This window comes from Burkholderia sp. AU31624 (assembly GCF_020420065.1).
Lineage (GTDB): Bacteria > Pseudomonadota > Gammaproteobacteria > Burkholderiales > Burkholderiaceae > Burkholderia.
Map to the genome: position 1 here is coordinate 247,348 of NZ_JAIZRT010000003.1, position 26,995 is coordinate 274,342.

Genomic DNA, 26,995 nt, shown 5'->3' on the forward strand with positions numbered 1-26,995 from the left:
CCCGCTGTCGCAGGCGGCGCAATATTCAGTTTCTTGTCAGGCTTTCAGTGCGTGGCGCCGGCAGCGGCGTCCGCGGGAATCGGCGTGATCGTCGTGATGTGCAAGCCGCATTCCTTCGTATCGCGCGACTCCCACCACCAGCGGCCCGCGCGGCTGTCCTCGCCGGGACGGATCGCCCGCGTACACGGCTCGCAGCCGATGCTCGGGTAGCCGCGCGCATGCAGCGGATTCACCGGCACGTCAAACGCCTCGAGGTACGCCCACACGTCGCTTTCCGTCCAGTCGGCGAGCGGATTGTACTTCGCGATCCCGCGCGCTTCGTCCTGCTCTTCCTCGTGCAGCTCGGCACGCGTGACCGACTGCTCGCGGCGCTGGCCCGTGACCCATGCGCCGACGTCCGCGAGCGCGCGATTCAGCGGCTCGACCTTGCGGATGTGGCAGCACGACTTGCGCAGCTCGACGCTCTCGTAGAACGCGTTCAGGCCGTGCTCGGCGACATACTGGTCGACCGCGTCCTGCTGCGGATGGAACTGCTCGATCTCGTAGCCGTAGCGCTCGCGCACGCGGTCGATCATGCCGAGCGTTTCCGCGTGCAGGCGGCCCGTGTTCAGCGAGAAGATGCCGATCCGCACGCCCTTCGACAGGATCGCATGCGTCAGCAGCATGTCTTCCGCCGCGAGGCTGCTCGCGAACTTCACCTTCTCGTGACGGGCACCGATCTGCGCGAGCAGCGCGTCGAGGCGCTCGACCTTCGCGGCGAGTTCCGGCGTCAGCGCGGTAGCGGTCGCGGTGCTCATGCGCTCACCTTCGCGTCGGGCGTCGCGCCGCGGCGGCGGAACAGCGGTTCGGGCTGGTCGAACGCGCCCTGGTAACGCTGCGTGAATTCCGTGAACGCATTCAGCGCGTCGTGGATGTCCTTGTCGGCGCGCACCGCGTATGCGTCGAAGCCGCAACGCGACATGTACAGCAACTGGTCGCGCAGCACATCGCCGATCGCGCGCAGTTCGCCCGTCCAGCCGTGGCGCTCGCGCAGCAGGCGCGCGATGCTGTAGCCGCGGCCGTCCGCGAAGCGCGGGAACTCGACGGCGATCAGCGAAATCGCGCCGAAATCGGCCACGAGATCGGCAGGCTCGCTGTCCGGTGCGAGCCATACGCCGAGCTCGTCCTTCGTCTTCGCGGCGACGAGCGCCGCGCGCTCGGCCTGCCACAATGCGAACGGCACCAGCACCTTGCCGGCCGGCAACGCGTCGACCGCGGGCAGTGCGCCGTCTTCCGCCGCGCGCACGACCTGCCATGCATCGTCGATCACTGCGCGGTTCTTGATAATCGAAGCCATCTGCTAATTCCTTCTACCCGGTTGGTTACGCGTTCACTGCCTGGCGCGCCGCATACACGCGCTCCTTGAACGGCGCGATGCCGATGCGATCGTACGTGTCGACGAAGCGCTCGCCGTCGACGCGCGATTCGACGAACGTGTCGATCAGCTTCGCGATCACGTCGGGCACTTCCTCCGCCGAGAACGACGGCCCGATCACGCGGCCGAGGCGCGCGCCGTTCCGGCCCGTGCCCTGCTCGCCGCCGAGCGACACCTGGTACCACTCGGCGCCGTCCTTGTCGACGCCGAGGATGCCGATGTTGCCGACGTGGTGGTGACCGCACGAGTTCATGCAACCGGAAATGTTCAACGACAGGTCGCCGAGGTCGTACACATAGTCGAGATCGTCGAAACGCTGCTGGATCGCCAGCGCGATCGGGATCGACTTCGCGTTCGCGAGCGAGCAGAAGTCGCCGCCCGGGCACGCGATGATGTCGGTCAGCAGGCCGATGTTCGGCGTCGCGAAACCGGCTGCCTTCGCCTTTTCCCACACCGCGAACAGGTCGCGCTTCTTCACGTTCGCGAGAATCAGGTTCTGCTCGTGCGACACGCGCAGCTCGCCGAACGAGTAAGCGTCGGCCCAGTCGGCCACCAGATCCATCTGCTGGTCGGTCGCGTCGCCCGGCGCGATACGGTGATCCTTCAGCGACAGCGTGACGGCGGCATAGCCTGACACCTTGTGCGGGGCGACGTTACGCTCGACCCAGCGCGCGAACGCCTTGTTCTCGAGCAGGTGCTGTTCGAACGATGCGTCGGTGTCGGCCAGCTTCTCGTAGACGGGCGGCTGGAAGTACTGCGACACGCGGTCGACTTCCGCCTGCGTGAGCGTCGACGGGCCGTCCTTCAGGTGCTGCCACTCTTCCTCGACCTGCTGCGCGAACTTCGCGGGCGACAGCGCCTTCACGAGGATCTTGATGCGCGCCTTGTACAGGTTGTCGCGGCGGCCGTAACGGTTGTACACGCGCAGCACGGCTTCGCAATAGGTGAGCAGGTGCTGCCACGGCAGGTCTTCCTTGATCACCGCGCCGATGATCGGCGTACGGCCGAGGCCGCCGCCCGCGAGGATGCTCGCGACCACTTCGCCCTGCGCGTTCTTCTTCAGGTACACGCCGAGGTCGTGGATCTGCACGGCCGCACGGTCGTCCTTCGAGCCCGACACCGCGATCTTGAACTTGCGCGGCAGCCAGGCGAATTCGGGATGGAACGTCGACCACTGGCGCAGGATTTCCGACCACGGACGCGGATCGATCTCTTCGTCCTGCGCGACACCGGCGAACTGGTCGGCCGTGATGTTGCGGATGCAGTTGCCCGACGTCTGGATGCCGTGCATCTGCACCGACGCGAGCTTCGCGAGGATCTCGGGCGTTTCTTCCAGCTTGATCCAGTTGAACTGGATGTTCGAGCGGGTCGAGAAGTGACCGTAGCCGCGGTCGTGTTCGCGGGCAATGCGCGCCAGCATCCGGAGCTGGTCGCTGCGCAGGTTGCCGTACGGAATCGCGATGCGGTGCATGTACGCGTGGCGCTGCATGTAGAGGCCGTTCTGCAGGCGCAGCGGACGGAACTCGTCTTCGCTCAACTCGCCCGACAGCCGGCGGCGCACCTGATCGCGGTACTGCGCGACACGCTCGTCGACGATCGTCTGGTCGTATTGGTCGTACTGATACATTCGGGGACCCCAGGGTTTTCGTGGTGACCGCGCGACGTCCTAGCCACGTCGCGCCCGAATCTCCGTTCCGCCGCTATCGCCGGCCTTCCGCTGCCCGGCTGGATTGCTAATGACGAAAACAGATATCCATATTTGAAAAACTCCGGTGAATCGTAATAAACTCGCCTTATATTTCAAACGACTAAAAAATTCTGTTGATATGCGGAAGGGTTATAAATGAACCTGCACCAATTTCGCTTCGTGCGCGAGGCCGTCCGGCAGAATTTCAATCTCACCGAGGCCGCCAAGGCGCTCTACACGTCGCAACCGGGGGTATCGAAGGCGATCATCGAGCTCGAGGACGAGCTGGGCGTGGAGATCTTCACGCGGCACGGCAAGCGCGTGCGCTCGCTCACCGAGCCGGGCCGGATCATCCTCGCGTCGGTCGAGCGGATTCTCCAGGAGGTTGAAAGCCTTAAAAGGGTCGGAAAGGATTATGCCGCGCAGGATCAGGGCAACCTGACCATCGCCGCGACCCACACGCAGGCCCGCTACTCGCTGCCGGCCGCGATCGCCGAGTTCAAGAAGCGCTTCCCGAAGGTCCACCTGTCGATCCTGCAGGGCAGCCCGACGCAGGTGGCCGAGATGGTGATCCACGACCAGGCCGATCTCGCGATCGCGACCGAGGCGATCTCCGATTACAAGGAACTCGTGTCGCTGCCCTGCTTCCAGTGGCACCACGCGGCCGTCGTGCCGGCCGACCATCCGCTGCTCGAACGCAAGCCGGTCACGCTCGACGATCTCGCGCAGTACCCGCTGATCACGTACGACGATGCGTTCGCGGGCCGCAAGAAGATCAACCATGCGTTCGCGCTGCGCGGGCTGTCGCCGGACATCGTGCTCGAGGCGATCGACGCCGACGTGATCAAGACCTACGTCGAGCTCGGCCTCGGCGTCGGCATCATGGCCGACATCGCGTTCAATCCCGAGCGCGACCGCGGCCTGCGGCTGATCCCGGTCGGCCACCTGTTCGGCAGTAACGTGACGCGCGTCGCGCTCAAGCAGGGCGCCTACCTGCGCAGCTATGTGTATACGCTGGTCGAACTGCTGTCGCCGACGCTGAACCGCAAGCTGATCGAGCAGGCGCTCAAGGGCGAATCCGAATCGTACGAACTCTGAGCGGCGTGTATAAACACGGGGGCGCACATCGCGCCCCTTTTTTCTGTCCGACGGAGAATTCCGCATGACGCTTCCCGCCCTGTTGCGCCGCGCCACTGCCGGCGCCCTCGTGCTGGCCTGCGCCGCCGCGCATGCCGACCTGAAGGTCGGCGTCGACCTGTCGTCGACCGGCCCGGCCGCCGCGATCGGCATCACGAGCAAGAACGCGATCCTGATGTGGCCGAAGACGATCGCCGGGCAGCCCGTGCAGGTAACGGTGCTCGACGACGCATCCGACCCGGGCACCGCGGTGCGCAACATCCGCAAGCTGGTCGACGAGGATCATGTCGACGTCGTGGTCGGGCCGAACATCACGCCGGCCGCGCTCGCGGCGCTCGACGCGGTGGCCGCCGGGCAGACGCCGATGATCACGCTGGTCGGCTCGGGCGCGATCGTCGAGCCGCAGGAAGGCGCGCGGACCTGGGCGTTCAAGATGGCGCAGAGCGACCGCGCGATGGCCGACGTGATGACGCGCCATATGGCGAACCACGGCGTGAAGACGGTCGGCTTCATCGGCTTCGCGGACAGCTACGGCGACAGCTGGCTGAACGAGTTCACGCGCTTCGCGGACCTGCGCAAGATCCGCGTGGTCGCGACCGAGCGCTTCAACCGCACCGACGCGAGCGTCACGGGCCAGGCGCTGAAGCTGATCGCAGCGAAACCCGACGCGATCCTGATCGCGGGCTCGGGCACGCCGGCCGTGCTGCCGCAGCGCACGCTGATCGAGCGCGGCTACAAGGGCCCGGTCTACCAGACGCACGGGATCGCGACACCGGAATTCATCAAGCTCGGCGGCAAGGATGTCGACGGGACGCTGTTCCCGACCCAGCCGGTGGTCGTCGCGCGCACGCTGCCGGCCGATCATCCGGCCCGCAAGGCCGCGCTCGCGTTCGTCGACGCGTACGAAGCGAAGTACGGCGCCGGCACGGTCACGCAGTTCGCGGGCGACGCGGCGGGCGTCTACCCGCGCCTCGCCGACGCGGTCGGCCGCGCGCTGAAGGCCGCGCAGCCCGGCACGCCCGCGTTTCGCGCGGCGCTGCGGCGCGAGCTGGAACGCGCGCACGAGCTCGTCGTGCCGAACGGTGTCGTCAACACGAGCGACAAGGATCATGTGGGACTCGACCAGCGCGCAAGCGTGATGGGGATCGTCAAGCAGGGCCGATTCGTCTACCTCAGTCAGTGACGTGCACGGCCCGCAACCGGGCAGCTTGCCCGGCAGCGGGATTTCGGACATAATCCGCGTTTCGCCGCGCACCATCGCATGCGCGGCCAGGATCAAGCCCAGGTGGTGAAATTGGTAGACGCAGGGGACTCAAAATCCCCCGCCGCAAGGCGTGCCGGTTCGATTCCGGCCCTGGGCACCAGCATTCTCGCAGTGTGAAGCGCTGCGCCTGCCGACACCCGCGCAAGCTCGCCGCTTCGCGGGTTTTTTGTTTTTGCCGCCCGCGCCGCAACGCGTGCCCCGCGCAACAGTCCAAGCGTCATGAGGATGCGCGGCACGGAGGCACGCCATGTCCATGCGCCCGATTTCAACTCCGCTCTGCCGCCGCGCGCTCGCCGTGGCGCTGTCGCTCATGCTGACCGGCTGCGACATTCTGACCGCGCCGCCGGTGCCCGACTGGCCGGGCCCGCACGCGCCCTACCCGTTCCCGGACAGCATTCCGCATCGCACCGAATGAATGGACGGGAAAGCCGCCGTCGGCACGCCGAGCCGAGTTCAGGCTCGGGCTCAGGCCATCAACGCCCGCACGAAGTCGAGAAACACGCGCACCTTCGCGGAAACGAGGTTGGACGCGTGGTGATACGCGTAGAGCGGAAACGTCTCGTCCGCCCATTCCGGCAGCAGCAGCACCAGCCGCCCGTCGGCAAGGATGTCGCGCGCATAGAGTTCCAGCAACTGGGCAATCCCCGCGCCGCCGAGGCACGCGCCGAGCAGCATGCCCGTATCGTTGACCATCAGCCGGCCGGCGGCATCGAACGGCATCACCTCCTTGCCGCGATGGAATTCCCATTCGAACGGCCGCCCCGTCACCGGATCGCGGATCAGCACGCAGCGATGCCCGCTCGCGAGATCCCGCGGGTGCCGCGGTTCGCCATGGCGCGCGACATAGGCCGCCGACGCGCAGGTCAGCACGCGCGTTTCCAGCAGCAGCCGCGCACGGTATGACGACGGTTCCGGAATGCCGAACCTCACCGCCACGTCGAACCCGTCGGCGACGAGGTCGCCCATCCGGTCGCGCACGCTGATCTCGACGGACAGGTCGGGAAAGCGGTCGAGAAACTCCGCCATCTTCGGCGCCAGCACGTAGTGGCCGAAAGTCGCGTCGACGTTGACGCGCAGCCGCCCCCTGACACGCGCCTTCGACTGGCCGGCGTCGATCGCCGCGTCCTCGATGCCGGCCAGCAGCGGCGCGACCGCTTCATAGAAACGCCGCCCTTCGTCGGTCAGCGTGATCGCACGGGCCGTGCGGTTGAAGATCCGGATGCCGACGCGCTCCTCCAGCCGGGCGACGGCACGGCTCACCGCGGGCTGCGTCAACCCCATCGCCTCGCCGGCGCGCGCGAAGGTGCCGGCCTCGATCACCGCCGAGAGCACGCCGATCCCGCTCAAAAGCCTGCTGTCGAATGCCATAAGACATACTTTCAGTCATTCTTGATCTGATCATTATTCATTATTTTTATTGATCGAGGGAGCCTACATTAGTCCTGTCGCCGGAACGCACGGCACTCACGAATCAAGGAGCAGGACATGAGCACATCGGAACAGGTCGCCCTCGTCACGGGCTCGTCGCGCGGCATCGGTGCGGAAATCGCCCGCCGTCTCGCCCGCGACGGTTTCAGCGTCGTCGTGAACTATGCCGGCGGCGCCGGCCCCGCGCAGGACGTGGTCGACGCGATCGTCGCCGACGGCGGCCATGCTATCGCGGTGCAGGCGAACGTCGCCGATCCGGCGGCCGTGGTCGCGCTGTTCGACGCCGCAAAACAAGCATTCGGCGGTCTGGATGTGGTGGTCAACTCCGCGGGCGTGATGAAGCTGGCGACCATCGCCGACTGCGACGATGCGCTCTTCGACGAAACGATCACCATCAACGTGAAAGGCACGTTCAACGTCTGCCGCGAAGCGGCCAGGCGGGTGCGCGACGGCGGACGCATCATCAACCTGTCGACCAGCGTGATCGGCATGCGCATGCCGACTTACGGTGTGTACGTCGCCAGCAAGGCGGCGGTCGAAAGCCTGACGCAGGTGCTCGCGCAGGAGATGCGCGGCCGCGGCATCAGCGTGAACGCCGTCGCGCCGGGGCCGGTCGCGACAGAGTTGTTCCTGCAGGGCAAGAGCGCCGAACTCGTCGATCGGCTCGCGAAGCTGAATCCGCTGGAGCGGCTCGGCCAGCCCGCCGACATCGCCAGCGTCGTCGCGTTCCTCGCCGGCCCCGACGGCGCGTGGGTCAACGGCCAGGTCCTGCGCGCCAACGGCGGCATGTGCTGACCGGCCGCCTGCCACGCCCACCGCTTACCGGAGATCGATCATGAAGGAAGTCATTCTCGTCACGGGCGCGTCCAGCGGCTTCGGCCTGTTGACGGCCCAGGCGCTCGCCCGCGCCGGCCATACCGTCTACGCATCGATGCGCGACAGCACCGGCCGCAACGCGCCGCGCGTCACCGCCATCGCCGCCTACGCGCAGGAACACGGCGTCGACCTGCGCACCGTCGAGCTCGACGTCGGCGACGACGCGTCCGTTGGCGCCGCCATCGATCGCGTGATCGCGGACACCGGCCGCCTCGACGTCATCGTCCACAACGCCGGCCACATGGTGTTCGGCCCGGCCGAAGCGTTCACGCCCGAGCAGATCGGCGAGCTCTACGACATCAACGTCGTGTCGACCCAGCGCGTCAACCGCGCGGCGCTGCCGCACTTGCGCCGCCAGGAGCGCGGGCTGCTCGTCTGGGTGTCGTCGTCGTCCGCGCGCGGCGGTACGCCGCCGTTCCTCGCACCCTACTTCGCCGCGAAAGCCGCGATGGATTCGCTCGCGGTGTCCTATGCGGCCGAACTGGCCCGCTGGGGGATCGAGACGTCGATCGTCGTGCCGGGCGCCTTCACCCAGGGCACGAATCACTTCGCCCACGCAGGCAAGCCGGCCGATGCGGCCATTCAGGCCGCCTACGTCGACGGCCCCTATGTGGGTGTCGCCGAACAGGCGCTTCAAGGCCTCGCCGCGCTCGAACCGGCGGACGCCGATGCCGGCACCGTCGCGACAGCCATTGCCGGCATCGTCGCCGCCCCGGCCGGCAAGCGCCCGTACCGCGTGTTCGTCGATCCGTCGCAGGACGGCGCGGAGGAAGTGTTCCGCGTCGGCGACCGGATTCGCCGCGAGATGTTCAGGAACCTCGGCCTCGCCGACCTGCTCGCGGCCCGCGTCGGCGGCTGATCCACCGTGCGCCGGCCACGCCGGTGCGCCTCAGCCTGGCTCGCAGAACCCGAGGATCGCGTCGGCGATTGCCGCCGGCGCCTCGCGCTGCGGAAAGTGGCCGACGCCGTCCAGCACCTGCCGCGCGTAGCGCCCCGCAAAGAACCGCTCGCGCCCGGCCGAGCTGTCCGGATGATTGCAGGTGTCCGCGCCGCCGTGCAGCACGAGCGTCGGCAACGCCAGCACCGGCGCGGGATTCAGCCGCGCATCGTCGTCGGCATAGGCCGGCGTGCCCGGTGCGAATCCCCATCGATGCCGGTACGAATGCAGCACGACGTCGATCCAGTCGGGCCCGTCGAACGCGGCGGCGGCCGCGTCGAAATCGCTGTCGCGATACCAGCCCGGCGGCGACCACGTGTCCCACATCAGGCGGGCAAACGCGCGGCGATCGTCGCGCAACGCCTGCTCGCCGCGCGGTGTCGCCATGAACCAGTGATACCAGTAGTTGCGCGCCTGTTGCAGCGACAGCGGCTGCCCCGGATCGTTGGTGCCGTACCCGACCGACAGCATCACGAGATGCGATGCGGCGCCTTCGCGCAGCCCGCACGCGTTCGCGGCCGCCCGCGCGCCCCAGTCGTGCCCGACCAGCACGGGCCGCTCGATGCCGAGCGCATCGACGAAGTCGAGCAGGTCGCGCCCGAGCGCCGCGAGCTGGCCGCTGCGCGGCACGGATGCATCGCGAAAGCGGGTCGGCGCAAAACCGCGCAGCGCGGGCGCGAGCACGCGGTAGCCGTGCGCGGCGAGCAAAGCCGCGACCGCGTCCCAGCCGACCGGGCTGTCCGGCCAGCCGTGCAGCAGCACGGCCACGCGCTCGCCGCGCGGGTTCCATTCGAGATAGGCAAGGTCGAGCGACGCGGTCGTCGCATGCGCATAGGTCGTCATCGTGCACTCCGTTGGGTGGATCCGAGTGCACGATGGTAGGCCGGCCTTTCATCACGATTCACGGAGTATCATGGTTCATTCTTCGAGTATCGCGTTGAATTGATCCATGAAACCGCTGACCGATCCCGCGTCGACCTCGCTCGACATCACGCTGCTGCGCACCTTCCTCGAAGTCGTCGACAGCCGCGGATTCGCGCCGGCCGCGGAACGGCTCGCGCTGACGCCGTCCGCCGTCAGCGGCCACATCAAGCGGCTCGAACAGGCGGCCGGCACGGTGCTGCTCGCGCGCACCACCCGTCGCATCGCGCTCACGCCGGCCGGCGACACGCTGTACGCGTACGCACGCAACATCGTCGACATGGAGCGCGAAGTGCGCGCAAGGCTGCGCGGCGCGCCGGCGCACGGACCGCTGCGGGTCGGCGCATCGGAGGATTTCGCGGGCGCGTGGCTGCCGCACGTGCTGCGCACGTTCCGCGACCGCCACCCGCGCACGTCGATCGAGCTGAAGGTGGGGATCACCGCGTCGCTGCTGCGCGAGCTGACGCTCGGCCGGCTCGACGTCGTGTTCGGCAAGCAGTGCCGGCAGGTCGACACGCCGGGCGAACTGCTGTGGGAAGAACCGCTCGTGTGGGCGTTCGCGTCGGATCGCGCGCTCGACGCCGGCGGCGACGTGCCGCTCGCGCTGTTTCCGCAGCCATGCGTCTATCGCGAAGCCGCCGTCGCGGCACTCGCCGCTGCGCTGCGGCCGTTCCGCGTGCTGTTCGAGAGCAGCAGCATGGCCGGCTGCGTGTCGGCCGCGCTCGCGGGCTTCGCGGTCACCGCGCTGGCGCGCAGCCAGTTGCGCGACGGCCTGCGCGAATGCGGCCTGCAGGACGGCCTGCCGGTGCTGCCGGCCGCGCGCTTCTATGCGTTCGCGGCGAAACCGGACGGCGCCGGCGCGGCGTTGATCGATGCGGTGCGGGAAACCGGCCGCAGCCGGCAGTTCGCGGCGCTGCCCGGCTGAAACAGGCACGACGGCACCTGACGCGATCCGGCCGTGCCGGTCAGTCGCCCTCCGCCCCCTCCCTGCCATGCGTCAGCGCGCTCGCCATCAGTTCCCCGAACCATTCGATGAAGGCATTGAGCCGGCGCGAACGATGGCGCCGGTGCGGGTACACGGCCGACACGTCCATCGGTGCGGCGCGGTGGCCGGGCATCACGTCGACGAGTGCGCCGCTGTCGAGCAGATGCTGGACGTCGAAGCGCGGAATCTGGATCAGCCCCATCCCGGCGATGCAGCTGGCGATATAGGTTTCGGCATTGTTGACGATCACCCGGCTCGGCAGCATGAGCGTGTGCCGCTGGCCGTCCGTGCAGTATTCCCAGTCGAGTTCGCGCCCGGTCGTCGGCGACGCATAGCCGATCGCCCAGTGTCCGTGCGCGAGCGCATCCGGATGCTCGGGCACGCCGCATTCGCGCAGGTAGTCGGGGCTCGCGCAATTGATCAGCGTGAACTGTCCGAGCGGCCGAACGACGAGGCTGCTGTCGGCAAGCCGCCCGACGCGGATCGCGCAGTCGACGCCCTCCTGCACCAGGTCGATCGAACGATCGGTCGAGCCGAGCGACAGTTGCAGCTTCGGATAACGGTGAAACAGCGACGGCAGCGCGGGCGCCACCATGCGGCGCGCGATCCGGCTCGGCACGTCGACGTTCAGCCGGCCGATCACGTCGCGGTCGCGGCGGCGGAACAGGCGGTCGAGTTCGTCGGCCTCCGCGAGCAGGCGCCGGCCGCGTTCGAGCAGCAGCGCGCCGTCGGCGGTCAGCTGCACCTGGCGTGTCGTGCGGTGCAAGAGGCGCGTGCCGAGCCCCGTCTCCAGTTGCTGGACGGCCGCCGACACGGTCGCGCGCGGCACGTCGAGCGCATGCGCGGCCTTGATGAAGCTGCCCATCTCGGCAACCTGCAGGAAGATTCTGACCTGATCCAGCTTGTCCATCGGCGGGGAACGTAGGTTCGGACGAACGCCGCCGCCAGCCGTCGCGCGTCGCGGCCAGGGTCGGCGGCACAGAGAAAACGGGCACGCAGCCGCGAAGCCGCGCGCCCGTCCATTGTCCACGCAAACGCGCCATTGCGGTGCGCCGCGCGGCCCGTTGCCGGGCCGGTTACTTGGTCGTGTAGCCGCCGTTGATCAGGATCGTCTGGCCCGTGATCCACCAGCCGTCGGTGACGAGATGGCGGATGAACGGCACGACGTCCTCGATGTCGGTCAGGCCCGTCTTGCTGAACGGCGACAGCGCGGCCGCCGTCTTGTGGTACGCGACCGCATCGGCGCCCTCGGCCGGGTAGAAGAACGGCGTGTCCATCGGGCCCGGCCCGACGGCCGTCACCGAAATCCCGCGCGCGCCGTACTCCTTCGACGCCGCGCGCGTGAAATGCTCGACCGGCGCCTTCGACCCTTCGTACGCCGCATAGAACGGCGTGAACGCGCCGAGCAGCGACGTCACGAGCGTAACGAGCTTGCCGTGATCCTCGAGGTGCCGCCCCGCTTCCTTGATGAAGAAGAACGCCGACTTGCTGTTGACCGCGAACATCTCGTCGTACTCGGCCTCGCTGATCTCGGTGAACGGCTTCTTCAGCACCTTGCCGACCGTGTTGATCGCGATGTCGATCTTGCCGAAGCGCTGCTTCGCGTCGTCGAACAGCTTCTCGACCGCGGCGGCCGTCGTCAGGTCGCCCTGGAACGTAGCCGCTTCCGCGCCGGCCGCACGCACCGCGGCGGCCGTCTCCTCGGCTTGCGCCTGCGACGCCGCGCTGTTGTAGTGAATCGCCACGGCCTTCGCACCGTGGCTCGCCAGATCCCGCGCGATCAGGCCGCCGAGATTCTTTGCGCCGCCTGCGATCAGGACGACCTTGTCTGCGAGCGTATGAGTTGCCACGGTTGACTCCTTTTCTCGTTGAACGAAGCTTGGAGTGTAGGCACGCGCGACGCGCCGGTCAGCCGGGCAACGCTGGATGGATTATCCAGAAAAACGATCCAATCGAAGCGCGGGTGTGCAGCCTGCCGCACCGACAACCGCGCCGGATCCGCCCTCGATTGATGGGCGCCGATGCCGAGGCCGGCGCCGGCTCAGCGCGCGTACAGCGTCGCGTCGATCTTGCCGAGCAGCCACTGCATGCCGGCCAGGTGCTGCTGGTCGTGGCTGCACAGGTAGTGGACGAGCCCGCGCACGGTCAGCGACCCGTAGCCGTCGAATTCCCCGGTGCGCGCGAACTGTTCGGGCGTGAGGCGCGACACGAGGTCCAGCGTCTCGCGACGCGCTTCGCGGATCGCCGCGAGCACGTCGGACGCATACGCATCGTTGTAGCGGCGCTCGATCGCGAGCGCGTCGCCGTCGATCGACACGAGCAGCGGCCGGTCTTCGTCGAGCATCCGCCGCAGCCGCACGTGATAGCCGTCGATCTCGATGTCGCGCAAGTGGCAGAGCTGCCCGAGCGGCGAAAAATGCTCGCTCGGCATCCCGGCCCAGTCGTCGGGCGTCCAGCGCGCGTAGCCGTCGGGGATGGCCGCGAAATGGGCTTCGAGCTGACGGGGGAAATCGGCGAGTGCGTCGAGCGTCGTCGGATTCATGCGGGACTCCCTGTCGGATAGGGGCGGCGGCAGCCCTGGCACGGGCCTGCCGTCGCCGTTGCGTCACTTCACGCTGAAGCCGTACGCGCCCTGCGTGCGGTGCCCGTCGGTCGCGACGGCCACCCATTTCACCGTATAGGCGCCGGTGCCGACCGCCGTGAGCGGCACCGACATCCGCTTGCGGTTCGACGCGTCGATGCGCGCGCGGCCATCCGACACCGTCTTGCCGTCGCCGTCGACGACGACGATCGAGCTGAACGCGGGCTCCAGCGGCTCGGTGAAGTCGATCGTGACGGCGGCCGGTGCGGCAGCCACCGCCGCGCCCGCCGCCGGATCGCTCTTCGCGAGGTGCGCGTGCGCGAACGCGGCCGACGAGACGGTCGCGGCAACGATGACGGCCGCGGCGTGGCGGCCGAACGGGAACGAAGCAAAAGGCATGGACTTTCCGTGAAGAATGAACGGGCGCCGCGCCCCGCGCGGCGTACCGGCAGCTTACCAGCGCATGCGCGTTCATGCCGGTCGCGCGCCATCGCTTGATAGAATGCGCGCGCTATGGATCTCGAAAGCATTCTCTACACCCAGGGCTTCGGCTCGCGCCGCCAGTGCCGCGGCCTGATCGAAGCGGGCCGCGTCACCGTGGCGGGCGCCCGCGCGACCGACCCCGACGCCGTGTTCGATACCGACGGCCTCGTGTTCTCGGTCGACGATACGGCGTGGCCGTTCCACGCACGCGCCTATCTCGCGCTCAACAAGCCGGCCGGCTACGAGTGTTCGCGCGATCCGCAACACCACGCGAGCGTGTTCAGCCTGCTGCCCGCACCGCTCGTCGCGCGCGGTGTGCAGTGCGTCGGGCGTCTCGACCAGGACACGACGGGCCTGCTGCTGCTGTCCGACGACGGCCAGTTCGTGCACGCGTACACGTCGCCGAAACGCAAGGTGCCGAAGACCTACGTGGCAACCGTGCGCCACCCGCTCGACGACACGCAGCTGAACACGCTGCGCACCGGCGTGCAGCTCCATGGCGAGCCGAAGCCGATCGCGGCGGTCGCCGCCGACGCGCGCGACCCGCACGCACTCGCGCTGACCGTCCTCGAAGGCAAGTATCACCAGGTCAAGCGCATGGTCGCGGCGGCGAGCAATCGCGTCGAAGCGCTGCATCGCGAAAGCATCGGCGGCTTCACGCTGCCGGACGATCTCGCGCCCGGCGCGTGGCGCTGGCTCGATGACGCCGACCTTTCGGCGCTGCGCAATACCGTCAAAACCCTGTAAGGGAAAATCCGCACGACCGTTCGACGTTCGACCGCATCTCGGCCGCATGTTCCCCCGCTATACTGAAATCACAAGCTGTACGAGCAGCGATGCAGGGGAGACATCATGAGCAACCATACTTTTGAACTGTCGTACGTGATGATCGCGTTCGCGGTCGTCGGGGTCATCGTGATCGGCGGCCTGCTGGCCACGATGCACCGGAAGCACAAATATCATCCGAACCTGATTGGCGCGCTGATCGGCGCGTTGCTGTGCTTCCTGCTGATCGAGGCGTTACCGGCGCTCACCTGACGCGCTGCCCGGCGCGAGCGTTTGAAGGAAATCATCTACGGTCGGATAGCGCAACGTCACGCACAATTCGGCCTTGAGCCGTGCGTTGGACAGGCGCCGCGACTCGCGCATGAACGACAGCAGTGTCGGTTCGAGCTGACGCTCGGCGTCCGCGCGGCTGACGCGCGGCGGCCTCGGCAGGCCGAGCACCTGCGCGACCCGGTCGAAATACTCCCCCATCCGCAGTTCGCTGTCGTCCGACGCGTGCACGGCGCGCGCCGGCTTGCCGCGTTCGGCCGCGCGGCGCAGGATCGCCGCGAGATCGTCCGCGTGGATGTGGTTCGTGTAGACGTCGTCGGCCGGTTCGAGCGCCGGCGTGCCGCGCTCGAGCCGTGCGACCGGCAGACGGTTCGCCGCGTAGATCCCGGGAATCCGCACGATGCGCGCGGACAGCACGCCGCGCACCGTCGCCGCACGCAGTTGCCGCTCGGCCGACACGCGCCGGAACGCGCGCGGATTCGCGGGGCGCAGCGGCTGCGTCTCGTCGATGCGCGCGCCGCCGCAATCGCCGTAAACGCCCGTCGTACTGGCGTAGACGAGCCTCGGCGCACGAAGGCCGTCGGGTACAATACGCGCTGCCCGAACGGGCGCGCCGGCCTGTCGGGTAGCGGTGCGCAGCGTTCGGAGCCGGCCGACCGCCGAGGCCGGCGGCACCGGCGGCCGTCGCGCAGGCACGGTCGTTGCGGCGATCAGCGCACGCGTGCGCCGGTCGTCGCGGCCATCGGACTGCGGCGGTGCGAGATGCAGGATCGTGCGGGCCAGGCCCGCGAGGCGGCCAAGCGTCGCCCGGCGATCGAGGTTGCCGACGATCGGCGTTGCACCCGCGGCGCGCAGTTCGTCGCGACGGGCCGGATGGCTCGTCAGCGCGAAGATCCGCAGGTTGCGGCGCGCGTCGCGCCATTGCGCGACGCAGCGCATGCCGACGTCGCCGCAGCCGACGATCAGTGCGCGCGGCCGGCGCAGGATTCGAGTCGCGATCATGTTGGTTGCGAAATCAGTAGCTACCGTTGCGCGACGCGCAACGGGTTTGCATTGTAGCTGCCGTGCCCGACATGCACGGTCCCCCCATTTTGTTCTAGTTTGGTTCTATGGCATTCAACGTCACTCTCAAGCAAAGCGGCCGGCAATTCCAGGTCGAGTCGGATGAAACCGTGCTGGCGGCCGCGCTGCGCCAGAACGTCCATCTGCCGTACGGCTGCAAGAACGGCGCGTGCGGCTCGTGCAAGGGCCAGATCGTGTCGGGCCAGATCGAACAGGGCCCGCACGCCGCGTCGGCGCTGTCCAACGACGAGCGCACCCGCGGCCTCGCGCTGCTGTGCTGCTCGAAGGCACAGTGCGATCTCGAAATCGACGTGCGTGAAATCGCCGGCGTCGACGGCGTGCAGGTCAAGAAGCTGCCGTGCCGGATCGCCGCGCTCGAGCGCAAGGCCGACGACGTGATGGTCGTGAAGCTGCAGCTCCCCGCCAACGAACGCCTGCAGTATCTCGCGGGCCAGTACGTCGAGTTCATCCTGAAGGACGGCTCGCGCCGCAGCTACTCGATGGCGAGCGCGCCGCACGAGGAAGGCCCGGTCGAGCTCCACATCCGCCACATGCCGGGCGGCAAGTTCACCGACCACGTGTTCGGCGCGATGAAGGAGCGCGACATCCTGCGCTTCGAAGGCCCGCTCGGCACGTTCTTCCTGCGCGAGGATTCCGACAAGCCGATCGTGCTGCTCGCATCGGGCACCGGCTTCGCGCCGATCAAGGCGATCATCGAGCACGTGAAGCACACGGGCATCACGCGCCCGATGACGCTCTACTGGGGCGCACGCCGCAAGAAGGACATCTACCTCGGCGAACTGGCCGAGCAGTGGGCACGCGAGATCCCGAACTTCAAGTACGTGCCGGTGCTCTCCGAGCCGGACGCCGGCGATCAGTGGGCGGGCCGCACCGGCTTCGTCCATCGCGCGGTGATCGAGGATCTGCCCGACCTGTCGGGCCACCAGGTGTACGCGTGCGGCGCGCCGGTGATGGTCGAATCCGCGCAGCGCGACTTCACGCAGCACCACGCGCTGCCGGCCGACGAGTTCTACGCGGACTCGTTCACGAGCGCCGCCGATCTCGCGCATCCGGTCTGAGGCCCGCGCACCCGCGTGCGGCACTGCGCGCCGCGATGTCACATCCGTGGCATCGCGGCGGTTTACAGTGACGCGCGGGATGCCTTATGCTTGCGCACATGAACTGCTTCCTGTCCGCCCTTCGACGTCGCCGCTCGCCGCTCCGCCCGGATGCCGCAGGCTCGTCACGGACTCGCGCGTAACCCACACCGCTTCACCGGTTACGCACAAGCTGTTCGACCCACCAGCCACGGCCTTCCGTGGCTTTTTTATTGCCTGTTTCCCTTTCAACGTCCGCTGGAGTCTGCTGCCATGCCCCTGAACGATTATCCGATCGACTCGCTGATGTACATCACGAACCGCCCCGACATCGTGTTTACGCACGGCAAGGGTTCGTGGCTCTACGATCACACGGGCAAGCGCTATCTGGACTTCATCCAGGGCTGGGCCGTCAACAGCCTCGGCCATTGCAACGAAGGCATCGTCGACGCGCTGAAGACGCAGGCGGAAAAGCTGCTGAACCCGTCGCCCGCGTTCTACAACGAACCGATGGCGAAGCTCGCGGGCCTGCTCACGCAGCACAGCGTGTTCGACAAGGTGTTCTTCACGAACAGCGGCGCGGAAGCGAACGAAGGCGCGATCAAGCTCGCGCGCAAGTGGGGCCGCAAGTTCAAGAACGGCGCGTACGAGATCATCACGTTCGACCACAGCTTCCACGGCCGCACGCTCGCGACGATGTCGGCCAGCGGCAAGCCGGGCTGGGACACGATCTACGCGCCGCAGGTGCCGGGCTTCCCGAAGGCCGAGCTGAACGACATCAACTCGGTCGAGAAGCTGATCACCGACAAGACCGTCGCGGTGATGCTCGAGCCGATCCAGGGCGAAGGCGGCGTGATTCCGGCCACGCGTGAATTCATGCAGGCGCTGCGCGCGCTGACGAAGCAGCACGACCTGCTGCTGATCGTCGACGAAGTGCAAAGCGGCTGCGGCCGCGCGGGCACGCTGTTCGCGTACGAGCTGTCCGGCATCGAGCCGGACGTCATGACGCTCGCGAAAGGCATCGGCGGCGGCGCCCCGCTCGGCGCGCTGCTGTCGAAGGCCGAGTTCGCGGTGTTCGAGGCCGGCGACCAGGGCGGCACGTACAACGGTAACCCGCTGATGACGGCGGTCGGCTATTCGGTGATCTCACAGCTCGTCGCACCGGGCTTCCTCGAAGGCGTGCGTGCGCGCAGCGAATACCTGAAGCGCAAGCTGCTCGAGCTGTCGGAAGAGCGCGGCTTCGAAGGCGAACGCGGCGAAGGCCTGCTGCGCGCGCTGCTGCTCGGCAAGGACATCGGCCCGCAGATCGTCGAGAAGGCCCGCGACATGCAGCCCGACGGCCTGCTGCTGAACGCCGCGCGGCCGAACCTGCTGCGCTTCATGCCCGCACTGAACGTGACGACCGAGGAAATCGACCAGATGATGGCGATGCTGCGGTCGGTGCTCGACACGCTCTAAGGAGACCGCCGCGATGGATGCCGCCGCCGATGCCGTTGTAATCCGCCCGTTCGAACGCGCCGACACCGATGCCGTGCTCGCGGTATGGCGCGACGCATTCCCGCAGTACGAAGACGCGGATGCGCCGCCGCACCGCGATCCGCTCCGATCGATCGAGCTGAAGCTCGCGACGCAGCCGGAACTGTTCTTCGTCGCGACCAGCGGCGCGCGCGTGGTCGGCACGCTGATGGCGGGTTTCGACGGGCATCGCGGCTGGCTCTACTCGTTCGGCGTATCGAACGACGCACGCCGGCTCGGCATCGGCCGCGCGCTGATCGCGCATGCGGAACGCGCGCTCGCCGCGCGCGGCTGCCTGAAGATCAATCTGCAGGTGCTGCCCGGCAACGACGATGCGTGCCGCTTCTACGCGGCGCTCGGCTATCGCGTCGAGGAACGCATCTCGTTCGGCAAGACGCTGCCGGCCGCGTGAAGCAGAGGCCGGCCGCCCGCCACGTCAGCGCGTGATCGGCCCCGCGCCCGGCAGCGGATTGCCGAGCGCGTCGGTCGGCACGGCCTGCTGCTCGAACGCGGCGAAATACGCGGCCCACTGCGTATCGCTCACGCGCACGATCAGCGCGCCGTCCTGCCAGATGTCGTTGTGATCGTTGTGGTCGTCGCCCGCGCGGTGCAGATAGTTCGCGCCGGTCGACCCCTGGTTCATGTGGGTGTCGTGGATGCCGTTGCCTTCCGAATACGAGCGGCCGAACACGACGACGTCGAGCCCCTGCGACTGCGCGGTGTTCACCAGCCGCAGCAGCGACGGGATCGGCTCCTGATTCTCCGTGCCGTCCATCACGGCGCTCGGGCGCCATGCGCCCGTTTCGTTCAGGATGTCGCTGCGCAGGTAGTCGAGCGCGGGCACTGCCGCCTGCCCCGTCAGGTCCGTGTAGCCCTCGGCCGCGGCCGCGAGCGTCTGCGTGATCGGGTGGTGGAAATCGTAGACGAGCTTGTAGTTCAGCAGGTCGTCCGCGTCGTTGGTGCCGACGTTGATCGCGACGTCCCAGTCGCCGCCGGGCAACGCCAGCGTCAGGTGGATGTGGTACTGGATCTCGCTGCCATGCGGCGAGCCCTTCAGCTTCGCCACCGATGTCACCTTCGCCTTCACGAAACCGTAGTCCAGACTCATGCGCGCTCTCCGTGTCCCGATGGGCCGCCGATGTTACACGGCCCATGTGTCGGTTTGCAGGCGACCGGCAACGAGCGGCCGCCCCCATCGTTCCCGCGCCGCGTGCGCGGCGCAACAGTCGAATGGAGTCGCGGCCGCCCACACAAGTTCGACCGGAATCGCATGACACGAAAAAAAAGGCTGTCACGGCATCCCGTGACAGCCTTTCGAAAGCCCGTGTGCGACGCGGCCGGCATCTGCCGTCGCGCGCCACCGGGCCCGCTCATTCACTCACTCATTCACCCAGGTACGCAGCCCGCACCTTCGGATCGTCGAGCATCTGCTTCGCATCGCCTTCCATCGTGACCGTGCCCGAATCCATCACGTAACCACGGTCGGCCGCCTGCAGCGCGAGGCGCGCGTTCTGCTCGACCAGCAGCACCGTGATGCCCTCCTTCGAGATTTCACGCACCACTTCGAAGATCTTCTCGACCATGATCGGCGACAGGCCCATCGACGGCTCGTCGAGGAGCAGCAGCTTCGGCTTCGACAGGATCGCGCGCGACATCGCCAGCATCTGCTGCTCGCCGCCCGACAGCGTGCCCGCGAGCTGCGTCGCACGCTCCTTCAGGCGCGGGAAGAAGCCGAACATCCGGTCGACGTCCTTCTTGATCTGCTCGCCGTCGTTGCGCAGGTACGCGCCCATCTGCATGTTCTCGACGATCGACATCCGCGCGAAGATCCCGCGGCCTTCCGGCACCATCGCGAGGCCGCGCTTGAGCAGCTCGTGCGTCGGGATGCCCTTGATCGACTTGCCCTCGTACTCGATGTCGCCGGCCGAATACGCCTTCAGCCCCGTGATCGCCTTCATCGTCGTGGTCTTGCCCGCGCCGTTCGCGCCGATCAGCGTCACGAGCTCGCCCTGACGGACTTCCATGTCAACGCCCTTGACGGCCTGGATGCCGCCATAGTTGACCTGCAAGCCCTTGATTTTCAACATTGCCGCTGCCATCAGTGCACCCCTGCGCCGAGATATGCCTCAATCACCTTCGGATTCTTCTGCACGTCCTGCGGCAGACCCTCGGCGATCACCTTGCCGTAATCGAGCACCGTCATCCGGTTGCACAGCCCCATCACGAGCTTCACGTCGTGCTCGATCAGGAGAATCGTGCGGCCGTCCGAGCGGATCTTGTCGAGCAGGCGCGTGAGTTCGACCTTCTCGGTCGCGTTCATCCCGGCCGCCGGCTCGTCGAGCGCGAGCAGCTTCGGGTCGGTGGCCAGCGCGCGCGCGATCTCGAGACGGCGCTGGTGGCCGTACGACAGGTTGCGCGACGTGTAGTCCGCGTACTGCAGCACGCCGACGTATTCGAGCAGCTCGATCGCGCGTTCCTTGATCTCGCGCTCCTCCTGGCGTTCGGCCGGCGTCTGGAACACCGCGCCGAGCAGCCCGTGCTTGGTGCGCACGTGGCGGCCCACCATCACGTTCTCGAGGGCCGTCATCCCGCCGAACAGGCGGATGTTCTGGAACGTGCGCGCGATGCCTGTCTTCGCGACCTGATGCACCGCGGTCGGCTTGTATTCCGTGCCGTCGAGCTTGAACTCGCCGGAGTCCGGCGTGTAGAGGCCCGTGATCACGTTGAAGAACGTCGTCTTGCCGGCGCCGTTCGGGCCGATCAGGCCGTAGATCTCGCCTTCCCTGATCTGCAGACCGACATCGGACAGCGCCTGCAGGCCGCCGAAGCGTTTGTTCACGCCCTGCACGGACAGTCGGATTTGTTTGTCGCTCATGTGTGTATCCCCTTGTCCGTCGATTAAGCGCGCACCGGCTTCTTGCTGGCGCGCTTCGCCAGTTTCGCGATCTTGTCCTCATGCTTCGGCGCGGGCCACAGGCCTTCCGAGCGATACAGCATGATGACGACCATCGCGAGGCCGTACAGCGCCTGACGGATCACTTCCGTATCGACGATGTCATGACCGAACAGCGCGTGCTGCAGCGGGCTCATCGTCGAGCGCAGGAATTCCGGGAAGATCGCGAGCAGCACCGCGCCCAGGATCACGCCCGGGATGTGGCCCATGCCGCCGAGCACCACGCAGGCCAGCACGACGATCGATTCCCAGAACGTGAACGACTCCGGCGACACGAAGCCCTGGAACGAACCGAACATCGCCCCCGACAGGCCGCCGAACGACGCACCCATCGCGAACGCGAGCAGCTTCACGTTGCGGGTGTTGATGCCCATCGCCTTCGCCGCGATCTCGTCTTCGCGGATCGCCGCCCATGCGCGGCCGATACGCGAGTGCTGCAGGCGCGTACACACCCAGATCACCAGCAGCGAGCAGAGCACGAACAGGTAGTAGTACATGTAGACCGACGGCAGCTGGATCCCGAACAGCGAGTGCGTCTGCGCGAGGCTGAAGTCGCCGATGTGCACCGGATCGATGCCCGTGATCCCCTTCGGGCCGTTGGTGATGTTCACCGGGCGGTCGAGGTTGTTCATGAAGATCCGGACGATTTCACCGAAGCCGAGCGTCACGATCGCCAGGTAGTCGCCGCGCAGGCGCAGCGTCGGCGCGCCGAGCAGGATCCCGAACGTCGCCGCCAGCGCCATCGCGATCGGCACGATGATCAGGAACGGGATGTGCAGCCCGTTCGGCGCGAGCGCCGCGATCCACTCGAATTGCGAGCTCAGGTGCGGCGAGCTCAACAATGCCGCCGTGTACGCACCCACCGCGTAGAACGCGATGTAACCCAGGTCGAGCAGGCCGGCGAAGCCGACCACCACGTTCAGGCCCAGCGCGAGCATCACGTACAGCATCGCGAAGTCGAGCACGCGGACCCAGTAGTTGCCGCCGGCCGAGCCGATGATGATCGGCGCCGCGATCACGAAGACCGCGGTCAGGAGGCCGATGATGACCGTCTTGGTGGTGTTGCGCTCTTCGACGAGCGACGTCGAGGATTCGATCGGTTGAATGGATGTCATGTTGTTTGCTCCCTTCCGTTACGCGCGATCCGCGACACGTTCGCCCAGCAGGCCGGACGGACGGAACACCAGCACGATGATCAGCACGATGAAGGCGAACACGTCCTGGTAGTTACTGCCGAATACGCCGCCCGTGAGGTTGCCGATGTAGCCGGCCCCGAGCTGCTCGATCAGGCCGAGCAGCACGCCGCCGACCATCGCACCGCCGAGGTTGCCGATCCCGCCCAGCACCGCGGCCGTGAACGCCTTCATGCCGGGGATGAAGCCCATGTAGAAGTGCACGTTGCCGTATTCGGATGCGATCATCACGCCGGCCAGCGCGGCGAGCGCGGAGCCGATCATGAACGTCGCCGAGATAACGAAGTTCGGGTTCACGCCCATCAGGCTCGCGGTGTTCGGGCTTTCGGCGATCGCGCGCATCGCGCGGCCGAGCTTGGTCTTGTGCACGAGCAGCAGCAGGCCGCCCATCACGATGAACGCCACCGCGATGATCACGATTTCAGTCACCGAGATCACGGCGCCGGGCGTCGTGTCGGTGGCCTTGATCACGTTGATCGGATCGGTCGGCAGCAATTGCGGGAACGGCAGCGGGTTGCGCGACCAGATGATCATCGCGGCGGTCTGCAGCAGGATCGACACGCCGATCGCGGTGATCAGCGGGGCAAGGCGCGGAGCGCGACGCAGCGGCCGGTAGGCGACCCGTTCGATCGTGAAGCCGACGAATGCACAGACGACTGCGGCGATACCCAGGCCGATCGTCAGCGTCGCGACGTTGCCGAGTCCGGGGAAATGGTTCTGCAGCACGGTGATGGCCGACAGGGCGACCATCGCGCCAATCATCAGCACGTCGCCATGCGCGAAGTTGATGATGCCGAGAATGCCGTACACCATCGTGTAACCCAACGCGATGATGGCGTAGACACTGCCGAGCACCAGCCCGTTGAGAACCTGCTGGACGAAAATATCCATTTAAAGCTCCTTGGCCCGTGCTGCCGGAGGACGTTGCGCCCCGCGGGTAAGCGAGGAATCGCGCCTTCTCGGCGACACTGCGGGTACTAGTCGATACCGGTAAGGGTGGATCGTCCCGGCGCGCGCCGCCCGGCCTGTACGGCCGGACCTGCCGCCGGAGCGGATACAAAAACGGCACCGCACTGTTCCGGTGCCGTCATGAGTCCCGTCGCTAAATCGTCACGACATCGAGGACGGTGTTCGTGGCCTCCTTGAAGTCGTAGGGCAGCATGCCGAGACGGCCATCGTCCGGTTGCCCGGCATCCGTGCCTTTTCCCGTCCGGGGCGAGGCGAGCCCCGCACTCGGGCGGATCGGATTCCGTGCCGCGCTGCCTCGCGAGGCACCGCGAACGCCGCGCCCGACATTCGTCAGGACTACGTCGGAATCCTTCGTACGAACCAGACCGCGCGCCGCGACGTCATTGCTCGCGGCAACGCGCTGTTTCGTCGAATCGAAATGAAAGGGGACCGGCGACATCGGCACGCTGCCCGCATCGCCGGGCACCCGTGCCGGCCTGCGTCGATCGGCGCGCACGGTCGCTGTCACGCCACGACCGGCGGCCTGCTGTGCTGCAACCTGCGTGCCCGCTGCCTGGCCGTTCGCCAGGCCAACCGCGTTGATTTCCTCGATCGCCAAACGTGCCCCGTTTACCTTGTCCTTGCCCCATTGCGCGATGCGGCACGCAAAGGGTGCCGCACGACCGGTTCCGGCGACGCGCACGCCGCTGGCCGGCGGTGCCGCGAACACCGCAGCCTCCCTCCCCGCCTCGTCGTCGCTCTTTTTGCTGCAGCCGGCAAGCATTGCAACCGGTGCGGCGACGGACATGGCGTAAGCCAACTTCACATGCATTGAGTGGTCTCCCGCGCCTTGCCAAAATCCCGATTTCAAAGCCATTCAGGCCTGAAAACGGGCGCATTGTAACTCCATTTATAGGACGCCAATAATCCTGATTCGATGGGGTTTTCCTGCATTGCAACCAATTTTGAGAGGCGCTTGGAAGCGCGCAGAGCAACCCGGTTGCACCATTGATCCGAATAATGGTTGCGATTGCGAATTCGACAGGCAAAAAAAAAGCGCGCCGTCAGGCGCGCTTCGGTGTTCCGCGGGTGCGATGCGGCAATCAGGCGGCGGGCGGCAGGTTCAACCCGCGCGGCAGCGGAAACGACACGTTTTCCTCGATGCCGTCGAGCGCGCGCACATTGCGCACACCGAGTTCGCGCAGCCGTGCGATCACGGCCTGGGCGAGCACTTCGGGGGCCGACGCGCCGGCCGTCACGCCGATGCGACGCTTGCCTGCGACCCATGCCGGATCGATCTGGTCGGGTGCATCGACCATGTACGCGTCCACGCCGCGCTTCTCGGCCACTTCGCGCAGGCGGCTCGAATTCGAGCTGTTCGGGCTGCCGACGACGATCACGACATCGCACTGCGGCGCCATGAACTTCACGGCGTCCTGGCGGTTCTGCGTCGCGTAGCAGATGTCCTGCTTCTTCGGCTCGCGGATCTTCGGATACTTGGCCTTCAACGCGCCGATGATCTCGGCCGCGTCGTCGACGGACAGCGTCGTCTGCGTGACGAGCGCGATGCGTTCGGGATCGGCGAGCTCGAGCTTCTGCACGTCCTCGACGCTCTCGACGAGATGCATGCCGCGCTCGACCTGCCCCATCGTGCCTTCGACTTCCGGATGGCCCTTGTGCCCGATCATGACGATGTCGACGCCATCCTGGCGCATCTTCGCCACTTCGACGTGCACCTTCGTGACGAGCGGGCAGGTTGCGTCGTAAATGCGCAACCCGCGCACGTCGGCCTCGTCGCGCACGGCCTTCGACACGCCATGCGCGCTGAAGATCACGGTATTGCCGGCCGGCACTTCCTCGAGTTCCTCGACGAAGATCGCGCCTTTCTTCTTCAGATCCTCGACCACGTACTTGTTGTGGACGATCTCGTGACGGACGTAGATCGGCGCACCGTGCATCGCGATGGCGCGCTCGACGATCTCGATCGCGCGATCGACGCCCGCGCAGAAACCGCGCGGCTGGGCCAGCAGGATTTCGGCATCGGCGGCGACGGTCTGCCCGGACAGCGTATCGGTGGTGCTCATGATTACAGGATTCCGATGATTTTCACTTCGAACGTGAGCGCTTGGCCCGCGAGCGGATGATTGAAGTCGAACAGTGCCGAGGTTTCGCTGACTTCCTTCAGCACCCCCGCGTATCGGCCGCCGTCCGGCGCGTTGAACTCGATCAGTTCGCCCGGCGTGAAATCGTCGCCGACCATCCCGTTCTCGCGCAGCGTCGACAGCGTCACGCGCTGGAGCATGTCGGGATTCCGGGGACCGAACCCCTGGTCGGGGGCTAGCTGAAAAGTCGAATGGTCGCCGACCCTGAGGCCGATCAGAATCTGTTCCAGCGACGGCGCCAGTTGCCCCGCGCCGAGCAGCAGCGTGGCCGGCTTGTCGGTGAAGGTGTTGACGATATCGGCGCCGTCGGCGAGTGCCAGCCGGTAATGCAATGTGACATGGGAACCGGGCTTCACTTCGGATAGATCGATGAGGCTCATGAATTACTCGTTCAGTCGGCGCCCGATACGGCCGAAAGGCCCGGCGCAAAACCAATATTGTAAGTCACCTGAGCGCGCAAGGCGGAAAGTGCGACGACGTCGCGCACACCGCCCGCCGCCAATGGAGTTTCAAGCATGCTGTCACCCTGCCCAGCCTTGCCGCCCGTCGAATGCCGCGACAGCACCGATCTGCCGGCCGATCCGCCCGGCCGCGTCATCCCGATCCACCGGCGCAAGCGCCGCCTGCGCGGCTGGCGGCCCGAGCGGCCACGCGAGCGACTGCTGGAGCGCGGGCCGGCGGCGCTGACCGACGACGAACTGGTCGCCCTGCTGCTCGGCACGGGCAAGCCCGGGCACGACGTATTCACCACCGCCCGCGCACTGGTCAAGCAGTTCAAGTCGTTGCACGGATTGCTCGAGGCGACCACCGGCGATTTCGAGGCACACCCCGGCATCGGCCCCGCGCGCGCCGCGCGACTGGTCGCCGTCATCGAGATCGCGCGTCGCATGCTGAAGGAGAAAGCGCACGAGAAGAAGCCGATCGATTCGCCCGGCGCGGTCGAGGACTACCTGCGGCTGAAGATCGGCGCGCGTCCGTACGAAGTGTTCGCCGCGGTCTACCTCGACGCGCGCCACGGCCTGATCGACATGGAGGAAATCACGCGCGGCTCGCTGACGCGCATGGCCGTCTACCCGCGCGAGATCGTGCGACGCGCGATCGCATACAACGCGGCGGCACTGATCGTTGCCCACAACCATCCGTCGGGCGCGGTGCAGCCGAGCGCGGAGGATCGCCGCCTGACCCGCGTGCTGTACGACGCGCTCGCGCTCGTCGATGTCAGGCTGCTCGATCACGTCGTGATCGGCACCAGTGATACTTTTTCGTTCGCACGGGCCGGTTGGATGTAGACTGTGC

Annotated in this window: 31 protein-coding genes and 1 tRNA gene; 13 read left to right on the top strand and 19 right to left on the bottom strand. The window is 67.1% G+C overall.

Annotation, left to right across the window (positions count from 1 at the left end; all coding sequences use genetic code 11):
• Window positions 1-44: 44 nt before the first annotated feature.
• The 3 genes from LGM89_RS11450 to LGM89_RS11460 are packed head-to-tail and all read right to left on the bottom strand — an operon-like array spanning window position 45 to window position 3,041.
• Window positions 45-797 (bottom strand): phosphoadenylyl-sulfate reductase, encoded by a 753-nt coding sequence (locus LGM89_RS11450; RefSeq protein WP_226273078.1) that lies wholly within the window; start codon window positions 795-797, stop codon window positions 45-47.
• Window positions 794-1,336, bottom strand: coding sequence for a DUF934 domain-containing protein (locus LGM89_RS11455; protein WP_089495449.1), 543 nt, complete (start codon window positions 1,334-1,336; stop codon window positions 794-796). The genes LGM89_RS11450 and LGM89_RS11455 overlap by 4 nt, the downstream gene beginning before the upstream one ends.
• A gap of 25 nt (window positions 1,337-1,361) precedes the next feature.
• The gene (locus LGM89_RS11460) at window positions 1,362-3,041 is read right to left on the bottom strand and encodes a nitrite/sulfite reductase (RefSeq protein ID WP_089495450.1); all 1,680 of its coding nucleotides are present in this window, start codon (window positions 3,039-3,041) and stop codon (window positions 1,362-1,364) included.
• 216 nt (window positions 3,042-3,257) lie between these two features.
• Here LGM89_RS11460 and LGM89_RS11465 point away from each other — a divergent pair, with 216 nt between their 5' ends.
• The 4 genes from LGM89_RS11465 to LGM89_RS11480 all read left to right on the top strand — a co-directional run bounded on the left by LGM89_RS11465 (window position 3,258) and on the right by LGM89_RS11480 (window position 5,917).
• Window positions 3,258-4,199, top strand: a complete 942-nt coding sequence (locus LGM89_RS11465) for a CysB family HTH-type transcriptional regulator (RefSeq protein WP_027785173.1) — start codon at window positions 3,258-3,260, stop codon at window positions 4,197-4,199.
• Window positions 4,200-4,263: 64 nt separating this feature from the next.
• Window positions 4,264-5,421, top strand: a complete 1,158-nt coding sequence (locus tag LGM89_RS11470) for an ABC transporter substrate-binding protein (protein ID WP_089440826.1) — start codon at window positions 4,264-4,266, stop codon at window positions 5,419-5,421.
• Between the two features lie 96 nt (window positions 5,422-5,517).
• Window positions 5,518-5,602: transfer RNA gene (locus LGM89_RS11475), tRNA-Leu, on the top strand.
• A 147-nt stretch (window positions 5,603-5,749) separates the two neighbouring features.
• Window positions 5,750-5,917, top strand: coding sequence for a hypothetical protein (locus LGM89_RS11480; RefSeq protein WP_179254832.1), 168 nt, complete (start codon window positions 5,750-5,752; stop codon window positions 5,915-5,917).
• Between the two features lie 50 nt (window positions 5,918-5,967).
• Here LGM89_RS11480 and LGM89_RS11485 read toward each other — a convergent pair whose 3' ends face one another.
• Window positions 5,968-6,870: a LysR family transcriptional regulator gene (locus LGM89_RS11485; RefSeq protein WP_089426129.1), complete on the bottom strand. Its 903-nt coding sequence runs from the start codon at window positions 6,868-6,870 to the stop codon at window positions 5,968-5,970.
• Between the two features lie 117 nt (window positions 6,871-6,987).
• On the opposite strand from LGM89_RS11485, the gene LGM89_RS11490 reads away from it, so the two are divergent.
• Complete coding sequence (locus LGM89_RS11490; RefSeq protein WP_226273079.1) at window positions 6,988-7,725, top strand: SDR family oxidoreductase; 738 nt, start codon at window positions 6,988-6,990, stop codon at window positions 7,723-7,725.
• A 40-nt stretch (window positions 7,726-7,765) separates the two neighbouring features.
• Window positions 7,766-8,665 carry an SDR family oxidoreductase gene (locus LGM89_RS11495; protein WP_226273080.1) on the top strand — a complete coding sequence of 300 codons (900 nt, stop codon included), beginning with the start codon at window positions 7,766-7,768 and terminating at the stop codon, window positions 8,663-8,665.
• Between the two features lie 30 nt (window positions 8,666-8,695).
• Here the strand turns inward: LGM89_RS11495 and LGM89_RS11500 are convergent, their stop codons facing one another.
• A complete protein-coding gene (locus LGM89_RS11500; RefSeq protein ID WP_089495466.1) occupies window positions 8,696-9,586 on the bottom strand; it encodes an alpha/beta fold hydrolase in 891 nt (296 codons plus the stop codon).
• 106 nt (window positions 9,587-9,692) lie between these two features.
• Here LGM89_RS11500 and LGM89_RS11505 point away from each other — a divergent pair, with 106 nt between their 5' ends.
• Window positions 9,693-10,589 carry a LysR family transcriptional regulator gene (locus tag LGM89_RS11505; protein WP_089495467.1) on the top strand — a complete coding sequence of 299 codons (897 nt, stop codon included), beginning with the start codon at window positions 9,693-9,695 and terminating at the stop codon, window positions 10,587-10,589.
• Between the two features lie 40 nt (window positions 10,590-10,629).
• On the opposite strand, the gene LGM89_RS11510 is transcribed toward LGM89_RS11505, so the two are convergent.
• From LGM89_RS11510 to copC, 4 genes are all read right to left on the bottom strand, one after another.
• Entirely contained in the window at window positions 10,630-11,559 is a 930-nt protein-coding gene (locus LGM89_RS11510) for a LysR family transcriptional regulator (protein WP_089495468.1), read from the bottom strand.
• A gap of 166 nt (window positions 11,560-11,725) precedes the next feature.
• On the bottom strand, window positions 11,726-12,499 hold the full coding sequence (locus tag LGM89_RS11515) for an SDR family oxidoreductase (protein ID WP_039368119.1): 774 nt from the start codon (window positions 12,497-12,499) through the stop codon (window positions 11,726-11,728).
• Window positions 12,500-12,690: 191 nt separating this feature from the next.
• Entirely contained in the window at window positions 12,691-13,191 is a 501-nt protein-coding gene (locus LGM89_RS11520; protein WP_226273081.1) for a DinB family protein, read from the bottom strand.
• Window positions 13,192-13,254: 63 nt separating this feature from the next.
• On the bottom strand, window positions 13,255-13,629 hold the full coding sequence (gene copC, locus LGM89_RS11525) for a copper homeostasis periplasmic binding protein CopC (RefSeq protein WP_226273082.1): 375 nt from the start codon (window positions 13,627-13,629) through the stop codon (window positions 13,255-13,257).
• A gap of 114 nt (window positions 13,630-13,743) precedes the next feature.
• Between copC and LGM89_RS11530 the strand changes: the two genes are divergently transcribed.
• Window positions 13,744-14,460 (top strand): pseudouridine synthase, encoded by a 717-nt coding sequence (locus LGM89_RS11530; protein WP_226273083.1) that lies wholly within the window; start codon window positions 13,744-13,746, stop codon window positions 14,458-14,460.
• Window positions 14,461-14,562: 102 nt separating this feature from the next.
• Window positions 14,563-14,751: a hypothetical protein gene (locus LGM89_RS11535; RefSeq protein ID WP_089495472.1), complete on the top strand. Its 189-nt coding sequence runs from the start codon at window positions 14,563-14,565 to the stop codon at window positions 14,749-14,751.
• Here the strand turns inward: LGM89_RS11535 and LGM89_RS11540 are convergent.
• Complete coding sequence (locus tag LGM89_RS11540) at window positions 14,734-15,771, bottom strand: NAD-dependent epimerase/dehydratase family protein (RefSeq protein ID WP_089495473.1); 1,038 nt, start codon at window positions 15,769-15,771, stop codon at window positions 14,734-14,736. The two genes, LGM89_RS11535 and LGM89_RS11540, sit on opposite strands and share 18 nt — an antisense overlap.
• Before the next feature lie 107 nt (window positions 15,772-15,878).
• On the opposite strand from LGM89_RS11540, the gene LGM89_RS11545 reads away from it, so the two are divergent.
• From LGM89_RS11545 to LGM89_RS11555, 3 genes are all read left to right on the top strand, one after another.
• A complete protein-coding gene (locus LGM89_RS11545) occupies window positions 15,879-16,910 on the top strand; it encodes a CDP-6-deoxy-delta-3,4-glucoseen reductase (RefSeq protein WP_226273084.1) in 1,032 nt (343 codons plus the stop codon).
• Window positions 16,911-17,201: 291 nt separating this feature from the next.
• Window positions 17,202-18,386: an acetylornithine transaminase gene (locus tag LGM89_RS11550; RefSeq protein ID WP_069248649.1), complete on the top strand. Its 1,185-nt coding sequence runs from the start codon at window positions 17,202-17,204 to the stop codon at window positions 18,384-18,386.
• 13 nt (window positions 18,387-18,399) lie between these two features.
• Window positions 18,400-18,855 carry a GNAT family acetyltransferase gene (locus LGM89_RS11555; RefSeq protein ID WP_089495475.1) on the top strand — a complete coding sequence of 152 codons (456 nt, stop codon included), beginning with the start codon at window positions 18,400-18,402 and terminating at the stop codon, window positions 18,853-18,855.
• Window positions 18,856-18,879: 24 nt separating this feature from the next.
• Here the strand turns inward: LGM89_RS11555 and LGM89_RS11560 are convergent, their stop codons facing one another.
• The 9 genes from LGM89_RS11560 to LGM89_RS37165 form a co-directional block, all read right to left on the bottom strand.
• Entirely contained in the window at window positions 18,880-19,551 is a 672-nt protein-coding gene (locus tag LGM89_RS11560) for a DUF2278 family protein (protein ID WP_226273085.1), read from the bottom strand.
• A 274-nt stretch (window positions 19,552-19,825) separates the two neighbouring features.
• Window positions 19,826-20,542, bottom strand: coding sequence for an ABC transporter ATP-binding protein (locus tag LGM89_RS11565; protein WP_089426143.1), 717 nt, complete (start codon window positions 20,540-20,542; stop codon window positions 19,826-19,828).
• Window positions 20,542-21,318: an ABC transporter ATP-binding protein gene (locus LGM89_RS11570; protein ID WP_069248652.1), complete on the bottom strand. Its 777-nt coding sequence runs from the start codon at window positions 21,316-21,318 to the stop codon at window positions 20,542-20,544. The genes LGM89_RS11565 and LGM89_RS11570 overlap by 1 nt, the downstream gene beginning before the upstream one ends.
• A gap of 23 nt (window positions 21,319-21,341) precedes the next feature.
• A complete protein-coding gene (locus tag LGM89_RS11575; protein WP_047852538.1) occupies window positions 21,342-22,511 on the bottom strand; it encodes an ABC transporter permease subunit in 1,170 nt (389 codons plus the stop codon).
• An 18-nt stretch (window positions 22,512-22,529) separates the two neighbouring features.
• A complete protein-coding gene (locus LGM89_RS11580) occupies window positions 22,530-23,480 on the bottom strand; it encodes a branched-chain amino acid ABC transporter permease (protein WP_006488946.1) in 951 nt (316 codons plus the stop codon).
• A gap of 211 nt (window positions 23,481-23,691) precedes the next feature.
• Window positions 23,692-24,369, bottom strand: a complete 678-nt coding sequence (locus LGM89_RS11585; RefSeq protein ID WP_089495477.1) for an amino acid-binding protein — start codon at window positions 24,367-24,369, stop codon at window positions 23,692-23,694.
• A 271-nt stretch (window positions 24,370-24,640) separates the two neighbouring features.
• Window positions 24,641-25,621, bottom strand: coding sequence for a 4-hydroxy-3-methylbut-2-enyl diphosphate reductase (gene ispH / locus LGM89_RS11590; RefSeq protein WP_011352949.1), 981 nt, complete (start codon window positions 25,619-25,621; stop codon window positions 24,641-24,643).
• A gap of 2 nt (window positions 25,622-25,623) precedes the next feature.
• Window positions 25,624-26,079 (bottom strand): FKBP-type peptidyl-prolyl cis-trans isomerase, encoded by a 456-nt coding sequence (locus tag LGM89_RS11595; RefSeq protein WP_089495478.1) that lies wholly within the window; start codon window positions 26,077-26,079, stop codon window positions 25,624-25,626.
• A gap of 11 nt (window positions 26,080-26,090) precedes the next feature.
• Window positions 26,091-26,216, bottom strand: a complete 126-nt coding sequence (locus LGM89_RS37165) for a hypothetical protein (RefSeq protein ID WP_256989988.1) — start codon at window positions 26,214-26,216, stop codon at window positions 26,091-26,093.
• Between LGM89_RS37165 and radC the strand changes: the two genes are divergently transcribed.
• On the top strand, window positions 26,215-26,988 hold the full coding sequence (radC, locus tag LGM89_RS11600; protein WP_226273086.1) for a RadC family protein: 774 nt from the start codon (window positions 26,215-26,217) through the stop codon (window positions 26,986-26,988). The genes LGM89_RS37165 and radC overlap by 2 nt on opposite strands.
• Window positions 26,989-26,995: the final 7 nt, after the last annotated feature.